This window comes from Shewanella aestuarii (assembly GCF_011765625.1).
GTDB lineage: Bacteria > Pseudomonadota > Gammaproteobacteria > Enterobacterales > Shewanellaceae > Shewanella > Shewanella aestuarii_A.
This window is the reverse complement of sequence record NZ_CP050313.1, coordinates 2,657,281-2,665,797: the sequence shown is the minus strand read 5'-3', so window position 1 is coordinate 2,665,797 and position 8,517 is coordinate 2,657,281. Positions and strand designations below refer to the sequence as shown.

Sequence of the window (8,517 nt, the reverse complement as noted above, 5' to 3'; positions counted from 1 at the left end):
CAACGTTAATGCCGCAATGTGACATCCGCGTCGCGCAGTATGGATTCTTTATCTTTGGGAGAAGAGGATGCCAAAATAGCATTTTCAAACTGTTCAATAGGAACAGGCTTGCCAAACAAGTATCCTTGAAACTTATTACAACCTTCTGTTTTCAATATCTCTAGTTGTTCATTCGTTTCGACACCTTCAGCAATAATGCCTATGTTAAAGTTATTAGCCATCGCGATGATTGTTCGCACAATTGTTCTGTCATTTTCATCTTCAACAATATCTCTTACAAATGATTGATCTATTTTGAGTTGATCGAGTGGTAGAATTTTGAGGTATTGTAATGAGGAATAGCCAGTTCCAAAATCATCCAAGGAGAACTTCACTCCTAGTTTTTTTATAGCGTTAATGATGTTAATTGTGCTTGCTAGATTATCCAGCAACATACTTTCTGTTAGTTCAAACTTCAGTAACTCAGGGTTAATATCAAACATCCGAATTAATGATTCAACCTTTTCAGCAAAATTAGCTTGATGTAGCTGTTTGGCACTGACGTTGATAGATAAAACAAAATCCTTTAGCTTTTCTTGTTGTTGCCATAACTTTAATTGAGAACAAGCTGAATGAATAACCCAATCCCCAATTGGAATTATAAGTCCTGATTTTTCTGCGACAGGTATAAATTTATTTGGCGAAATCAGGCCTTGTGTTGGGTGAATCCAACGGATCAGAGCTTCTGCAGCATATGGTTTTTTTGAATGATCAACTTGCATTTGGTAATACAATTGGAACTGTTTTTTTTCAAAGGCTCTGAGCAGTTCTTGTTCTAATTTCGAGTACTCATTGAGTTCATATTGCATTTGGGGATCAAAAATACATATTGAATTTCGTCCATTATTTTTAGCTTGATACATCGCGATATCGCCATGACTCAGTAATATATCTGGTGCGGTCTCATCATCAATGATGGTCATACCTATACTCGTACCGCATTGATATTTGTTTTTTCCTAATTGATAAGGCTTATTCAGAGCTGATAAAATTTTGTTTGCTATATTTTTTGAATCTTCAAGGGCCTCATTTTTATCTTTACTCAAGTTTTCTAACAAAACAACAAACTCATCACCACCGAATCGAGAAACAGTGTCATGTTCTCGCAAATTCTCTTTAATTCTTAAAGCGACTTGTTGTAATAATTGGTCACCAAATTGATGCCCAAGAGTATCATTCAGAGTTTTAAAGTGGTCGATATCAAGGAAGAATAACGCCCCTTTATTTTGTGTTCTTGCAATTAAATCAATTGCATGAGTTAGACGTTCCATGAATAAACTTCTGTTGGGTAATTTGGTTAGGGGATCATAAAATGCCAAGGAGTGTATTTCAGCTTCAGCTGCCTTTTTATTGGTGATATCAGTTAAGTTAGCTACATAATGCGTAATTGTTTCATTAGCATTCATTACTGCTGTGATTGTTAGCTGCTCTGGATATAGTTCACCATTCTTGCGCTTGTTCCATATTTCACCTTGCCAAGAACCGGTTTTATTTACTGACTTCCAAATCGAATCATAGAAGTTAGCATCATGTATTCCTGAACTTAAAATACGCGGGTTTTCCCCGATAACCTCATCGCTGGTGTAGCCAGTGATAAGCGTAAATGCATCGTTTACTCGCAGAATGTTACCGCTGGCATCGGTTACAAACATGCCATTTTGAGACTGAAAGGCAATTGCGGATATGCGCATTTCTTGCGCCATTTTTTCTCGCTCGGTGATATCAGCAAGAACACAATGCGCTTTTACTAAATTGTCTTCTGTGTCTTTTTGGATTCTGCCACTTAACAATACGATAATGAGTTTATTATCTTTCTTTTTTAGCGTGAGTTCGGTGTTTATCTGACCAACATCGTTAAATGCCTTAAATATACTTTCATATTCAGTTCTAGTTTCATCAAACCACACATCTGAAAAGTTCTGATGTAGCAATTCTTCTTGTGAATAACCTAACATTTCACAAAGCTGTTGATTAACATCAATAAACATTCCTTCTGGACTTAAGCAAAGATATGCAATTGGCGTATATTTGAATAACTCGCTAAAGCGTGCTTCACTTTCTACTAGTTGTTGATAGATTTTTTTACGTTCAGTAATGTCATGGGAGAATCCAATTGTTCCTCTGAGATTTCCGTAATGATCAAATAGTGGGCTTTTGTACGTTTCTGTAAATCGCAATTGATTTCCATCGAGTATTGGCTCTTCTGGAATATATTTTGTTGTTTTATACAATAAGACTTCTTGATCATCGCTAAAATAGCCTTCAGCGATTTCTCTTGGCCAAATATCAAAGTCTGTTTTATTTATGACCTTATTTATTCCCTGTGATGCTAGTGTATCTGCGTATTTTTTATTGATGTTGAGATAGCGTCCTTTCTGGTCCTTTTGCCATATCAAAAAAGGGGAGTTATCTAATATTGACTGCAAGTCAGATTCACTTTGTTCTAGAGCAGTCTTAGCGAGATAGTGTTGTCCAGTAATACCAAGTAATAGTATCTGCAACAAGCTAGTTATAATTAACCCTATTAACAATATTTGCCAGGCAAATAAAGGGATATAGGACTCGATATACTCGACATCGGGGAAAATGGCTAATTGCCAAGTTCTATTACCTAAATCAATATCAGTCTTCCATAGGAATTTATTATTATGATAAGGATTAGAAATATTCTTACGATATAGCGGTGTGCCAGTAGTGTTACCCTCTTTGTCCTGAAGTTCAAATCCAATGTCTTGCATTTCAATATGATCATTTAAATGATTCATCATTTTATCGATCTGCAGCATCGCTACCGCAAAGCCGGATATGTCATTATTTTGATTATTATCAGTTGTTTTTTTTATAGGGGATATGAATATTGTTGAAATACTGGAACCCCCTCCATCCTTTTGAAGTATGGGCGACGTGATTGACATTTCTCCAGTTTCAAGCACCTTTTTTATAGCATCAAACTGGAGAGTATTTGATGCAATGTCGAAACCCAATACATCGTTGTTATCGTTAAACGAAGAAATATATGCAACAGGAACGTAGTAATCACGTTTTTGTGCACGAATGAATCTATCCTGATGGCCCAGTTCTTTGATTTCATACTGGCCAAATATTTTAGCCATTTCTGATTCGAAGTGATTTCTTTCGGAGTTTGAAACGTAAGGATTCCAACTGACCAGATGTAAATCTGGACTTAAGGTTAATAAACTTTGAGTAAATTTATTAAATTGAGTGAAAGTAAGATCAGGAGAAATATTTATCAAATTACTGAGTGTTGTTAAGGCTGTAACATACTCTTTTAACTCTTTTTGAATATGGTGTTTTATCATTGAGCCTGTTTTTTCTAACTGTCTATTTATCTGAACATTTTCATTATGAGCAAAGTAAAAATAAGAAATAGAAACGACTATTAGCGCTAAGAGAGTAGGAAGTCCTACTGTTTTGATACGATATTGACCTAGAGAATGCTTTCTAAATAGTAGCAGTAGCGTAATAGGAGCAAATAAGATTACGCCAAGAGTATCCCCAATCCACCAACTGAACCAAACTGAAGGAATGAGGTTAGTATTTATAACATCAAATATGTAAAACGCCATATTTGACCAAGTTGCTGAGATCAGACTCGCGATAGGTCCTGCTAATAGAACGAATACAGTGATATCACGAAGCTTCGCTAGTTCTTTCCATTTTATTCCTGATCGTTTTACGAGGAGGTGGGCGATATAGGCTTGAGCTGTTGCACCGACAGCAATCACAAGTACAAGAAAAACAGATTTTAAATCGATAGTCTGTAATCTGTATGTTATCCAAAAATTAATTGCTATTGAACCCAAGAAAATTAAGGGAAGCAATCTTACTCCACCATACAAGACGAGTGCGACAGCGAGGCCAGCTGCAGGAAATATGACAGTTCCGTAACCAGCAGAAGTAGTAAGCTCTAGACCTGCAATACCTAATATTAGGTATACCGCAGCAAGGGCAACGATTTGATGAGAAGAATTCCAAAAATAACTGTGATTCATTTACCCCTAAACCCTAAACCCTAAAGGCTAAACCCTATAATAAATAGTATTGCATAATCCACAGTTAATATATTTACATTTTTATTATTGAATTTGAGCAACAATAAAAATAATCCTTAATGCTCTTTACCAAAACCATTAACTATAGAAAATTATTAACCTATTGTTTAAAATTTATTGACTCTGTAGAAATAGTCTAATAAATATAAATTTCATTACTTAAAGTTAGCATATAGGTTGGAATTGTTTAAAGGTTTTATCAATCTTTTAACCCTAAACTGGCGAAATACATAGCGAATGCCCCATAGCATGGATTTGCTATTAAGCTGGAGTAAAAAGCTAAGGTGCAAGGTAAGCACTTAGTGAAATTCGAACCGCTGTGCACCAAGTTGCTGACTTGTCGTAGTTGCTGTCATGAAAAGAAAAATATGCCTTTTTAGATTTGTGAGTTGGATTGTCTCTGTTGTCGCAGTAAAGATTTATGTCCGGCTCCAAACCCCGTCCGTGATAAAGATAAGTTATTAGGGCGGCTGGACGACGCCCTCTGCTAATGGGTGTTGAGGAGTCATTTCTGTTTTTTCAGTATACTTTTTTAACCTATGCAAACAGTATCATTAGTGTCAGCCTCTTGCTTACTCGATTCTTTTTGCAAAGAATATTATGTATTTTTTGACATCTTGAGCTAGGCTTAACTTTGTCGGTGGGGTTGACTCCTTTCCACATCGATTTTTCGCTAGTCCACATTTTTTGCCTGTCAGCCAGAGCTAGATAGGCATTTTTTTATGACAAGCTTTTTATTAGCTTGTATCGGTTTTATAATCCAACGTAAGTGAATATTATTAAAGGTGATAATCACGGTTAAACCTTGGGATAAGAGTTATCTATTTCTTTAAGCAAGACCAATAATCTTATCTTGCTCATCAATATCAACATCTAAATATCCCGGACGTAAACCAAGTCCTGGCATTGTCATGACTTTACCGGCTAATGCGGTAATAAAACCAGCACCGGCATTGAGTTTAAATTCTGAAATTGGAAAGTCATAACCTCTTGGAATACCTTTTAATTTTGGATCATGGCTTAATGACATAGGCGTTTTAGAGACGCAAATGGGTAAATGTTCATAGCCATGTTGTTTCAGCCAGCTTAATTGCTGTTGTGCTTTATCAGATAGCGTCATATTCGCCGCGCCATACATTAATTCTGTTAATGTCATCAGTTTTGATTCGATGCTGTCATCATTTGAATATAAAGGTTTAAAATGACTTTGCTGTTGCGTCGCCAAGTTAACAATCTCTGCTAAATGCGTTGCGCCAGCGGCGCCTTTTGCGAACGCTTCACTGATCGACGAACCAAATGCCTTTGTCTGAGTTATTTTCTGTTGCAGCCAAGTTAATTCGTCATCGGTATCTTCAGGGTAACGGTTAATGGCGACAACAACAGGGATCCCATAACGAGATACATTATCAATATGCCATTCAAGGTTCTTAAAACCGGCTTTGAGTCTTTTTAAATCTGGTTCATTGACGCATTTTTCTGATCCAATTCCGCTATTGGCTTTTAGGGCTTTTAAAGTAACAACCACAACACTCGCATCTGGCGTCACTCCTGAATTGTTAACTTTAATATTGCAGAATTTTTCAAATCCCATATCTGAACCAAATCCACCTTCGGTTATCACCACATCAGCCAATCTGAGTGCAATATCATCAGCAATTATTGATGAATTACCGTGAGCAATATTTGCAAAGGGACCAGCATGAATAAAACAAGGAGCTCCTGAAAGGGTTTGCATTAAGGTTGGCTCAATTGCGTCGTGCATGATCACGGCCATCGCACCTGCAACACCTAACTGCTCGGCTGTGATTGGCTGGCCATCTTTGTTTAAAGCCAATACAATCCGGCCAATACGAGACCTTAAATCTTTCATATTCTTGCTTAATGCAAGAATCGCCATTAACTCTGATGCCGCAGTAATATCAAATCCTGAGGTATGAATAGGTCCATTCATCTCGCCAAATCCAACTTCAATTTGCCGCAAGCTTCTTTCATTATGATCAACCACTCTTTTCCATAAAATATTCTGGGGATCAATATTGAGTGGTGCTAACCCTGATTGTTCGGCAAAGGCTTCAATGCCAAGTCGCTCTTCATGATAAAGTCTGGCATCAATCGCTGCAGCGGCTAGGTTGTGAGCGCTACTGACAGCATGGATATCACCTGTGAGATGTAAATTGAGTTCTTCCATTGGCACGACTTGGGCATATCCGCCCCCCGCAGCACCTCCTTTGGTGCCAAATACGGGCCCCATACTGGGTTGACGAATGCAGGCACAGCTATTTATCCCAATGGCTTTCATAGCTTGCGTTAGTCCAATTGTTGTGACGGTTTTACCTTCACCATAGGGCGTTGGTGTGACGGCGGTAACTATGACCAGTTTTGCATGTGTTTTTTTAGCTAGTCGATTAAGGATGGATAAAGATACTTTGGCTTTAGTGTTACCAAATAAGGTTAATTCACTCGCATTAATCCCTAGATCGGTAGCGATATTTGTAATGGGTAAGCAGAGATGTTGATTTGATATTTGAATGTCAGATTGCATTAACGTTATACCTACTTAATTTTAGTTTTATCGGCTTAATATGCATTTTATTGTTGAATACATAGTGGCAAATTTAATGATGTTGACCAAGATATGTGTCTATGAAAAAGGAAAGGTAGGAAAAAGTTTTTGGAAAGAATTTGTTCCAGAAAATTAATTTGTGAATGGTTGTCGCTTTAGTTTAGTTTTTCTAGCTATTTGCTTACTTTTATTATGAAAAATGATTAAAATACACAGTCATTTCCTCCCGAACAAAAGAGCTGTCTAATGAAATTCATACCAATCGCTGGGATTGCATTATTTGCGAGTTTTAGTGCTCAATCGGCCTGGTGGGTAGAGCCTACAGATCTTTCTTTACGCGCAGATATCCAGCATTTATCAGATATCGGTGTTATTGTACAACCTGTGAATACCTATCCATTAATGTGGGCGGGTCTCAAGCAAGACCTTGATAGCACAGAATTACAATCACTCACATTAGTACAACAACAAACTTATACTCGTGTGATCAATGCTTATGAAAAAGCTCACCAAAGAACTAATGTTTCATTAGAGGTTAATAGTGCAAATGAACAAGCACGTTTCATTGGTTTTGGTAACGATTATCGAGATAAGGCTGAATTGAAAGTCAGTGTAGAAATGACACAAGATTGGTTTAGTGGCAAAGTCAATGCTAGTTATCATTATGATGCTATTGATGGTAATGAATCTCGATTAGATAATAGTTTTGCAGCTTTTAAACTAGGTAATTGGATTGTTACCGGTGGTGCAGTGCAAAAATACTGGGGGCCAGGCTGGGACAGTAGTTTAATTCAAACGACTAATGCTAGGCCAATGCCTGGAGTCACATTTTCGCGCAATAATAGTTATGCTTTTGAAACGCCTTGGCTAAATTGGATTGGACCTTGGACTTTTACCACTAGCTTTAGCCAAATGGAAAGTGATCGATACGTTCCCGATACAAAACATTGGGGGGCAAGGGGAACACTTCGTCCGATACCTAAACTCGAAATTGGTTTTTCATGGACCATGCAATGGGGTGGGGAAGGTTACGGAAATAGTTTATCTGATTGGTGGAATGGTTTATTCAATGGTGGTGAAACTGAAGGTGAAGTTAAAAACGGTCAAGAGAATATGCTGGCGGGATACGATTTTAGATGGTCTGATACCGCATGGGGCGTACCATATGGAATATACTATGAACGAATTCATGAAGATTACCATAATGAAAAGCATAAACTGATTAACGCCTCGAATATGGGCGGGGTAGATGTGTTTATATCAAGTGTAAACACGCGGTTCTTTGCTGAGTATTCTGACACAGCTGCAGCTTGTGGCATTCAATCAGATGTTTACAATTGTATGTATGAACACGGTTTTTATAAAAGTGGTTATCGGTATTATGGACGCAGTTTAGGTAGTACATATGATAATGATTCTAGAGTGATTGTCATTGGTACAATTACTCAGTTGGGCGATGCTCAAAGCTTTAATAACAAAGTACGTATTGCAAAATTAAACTTTGATGGTAGTGATGTTAATGTTGGAATTGGTGGAAATCCAGTTTCGCCAGGACGCTTTGAGCAGCTATATCAATTTGATTCTAGTTATCACCGCCCATTATTTAACGGTATGTTAAAGCTAGGTGGCACTGTTGGTTATAGCGCCTATCCTGATACCAATGAAGATCATGATTGGGAAACGACGATTTATGCAGGCTGGAAAAGAGACTTCTAGTTTTTAATTCAGTTTAAGCGCTACTAAGTGCCATGTATTTCAGTTTAATTCGTAAGCGCCAAAATTGTTAGATAAATCTGAGAGTGATACAGCCTGTCATTACCATTCACTCTTATGTATTAATTT

At 37.4% G+C, this 8,517-nt stretch carries 3 protein-coding genes; 1 reads left to right on the top strand and 2 read right to left on the bottom strand.

Going from position 1 to position 8,517, the window contains the following annotated elements; genetic code table 11:
• Positions 1-5: 5 nt before the first annotated feature.
• Together HBH39_RS11745 and HBH39_RS11740 are read right to left on the bottom strand one after the other, a co-directional pair.
• Positions 6-4,052, bottom strand: coding sequence for an EAL domain-containing protein (locus tag HBH39_RS11745; protein ID WP_167678479.1), 4,047 nt, complete (start codon positions 4,050-4,052; stop codon positions 6-8).
• Between the two features lie 889 nt (positions 4,053-4,941).
• Positions 4,942-6,654: a formate--tetrahydrofolate ligase gene (locus tag HBH39_RS11740; RefSeq protein WP_167678477.1), complete on the bottom strand. Its 1,713-nt coding sequence runs from the start codon at positions 6,652-6,654 to the stop codon at positions 4,942-4,944.
• Positions 6,655-6,921: 267 nt separating this feature from the next.
• Here HBH39_RS11740 and HBH39_RS11735 point away from each other — a divergent pair, with 267 nt between their 5' ends.
• Positions 6,922-8,391, top strand: a complete 1,470-nt coding sequence (locus tag HBH39_RS11735; protein ID WP_167678475.1) for a capsule assembly Wzi family protein — start codon at positions 6,922-6,924, stop codon at positions 8,389-8,391.
• Positions 8,392-8,517 lie beyond the last annotated feature (126 nt).

Excerpts from the sequence above, each read along its gene's own strand:
- HBH39_RS11740 (WP_167678477.1), bottom strand. The coding sequence starts at position 6,654 with ATGCAATCTGACATTCAAATATCAAATCAACATCTCTGCTTACCCATT.
- HBH39_RS11735 (WP_167678475.1), top strand. The coding sequence starts at position 6,922 with ATGAAATTCATACCAATCGCTGGGATTGCATTATTTGCGAGTTTTAGT.
- HBH39_RS11745 (WP_167678479.1), bottom strand. The coding sequence starts at position 4,052 with ATGAATCACAGTTATTTTTGGAATTCTTCTCATCAAATCGTTGCCCTT.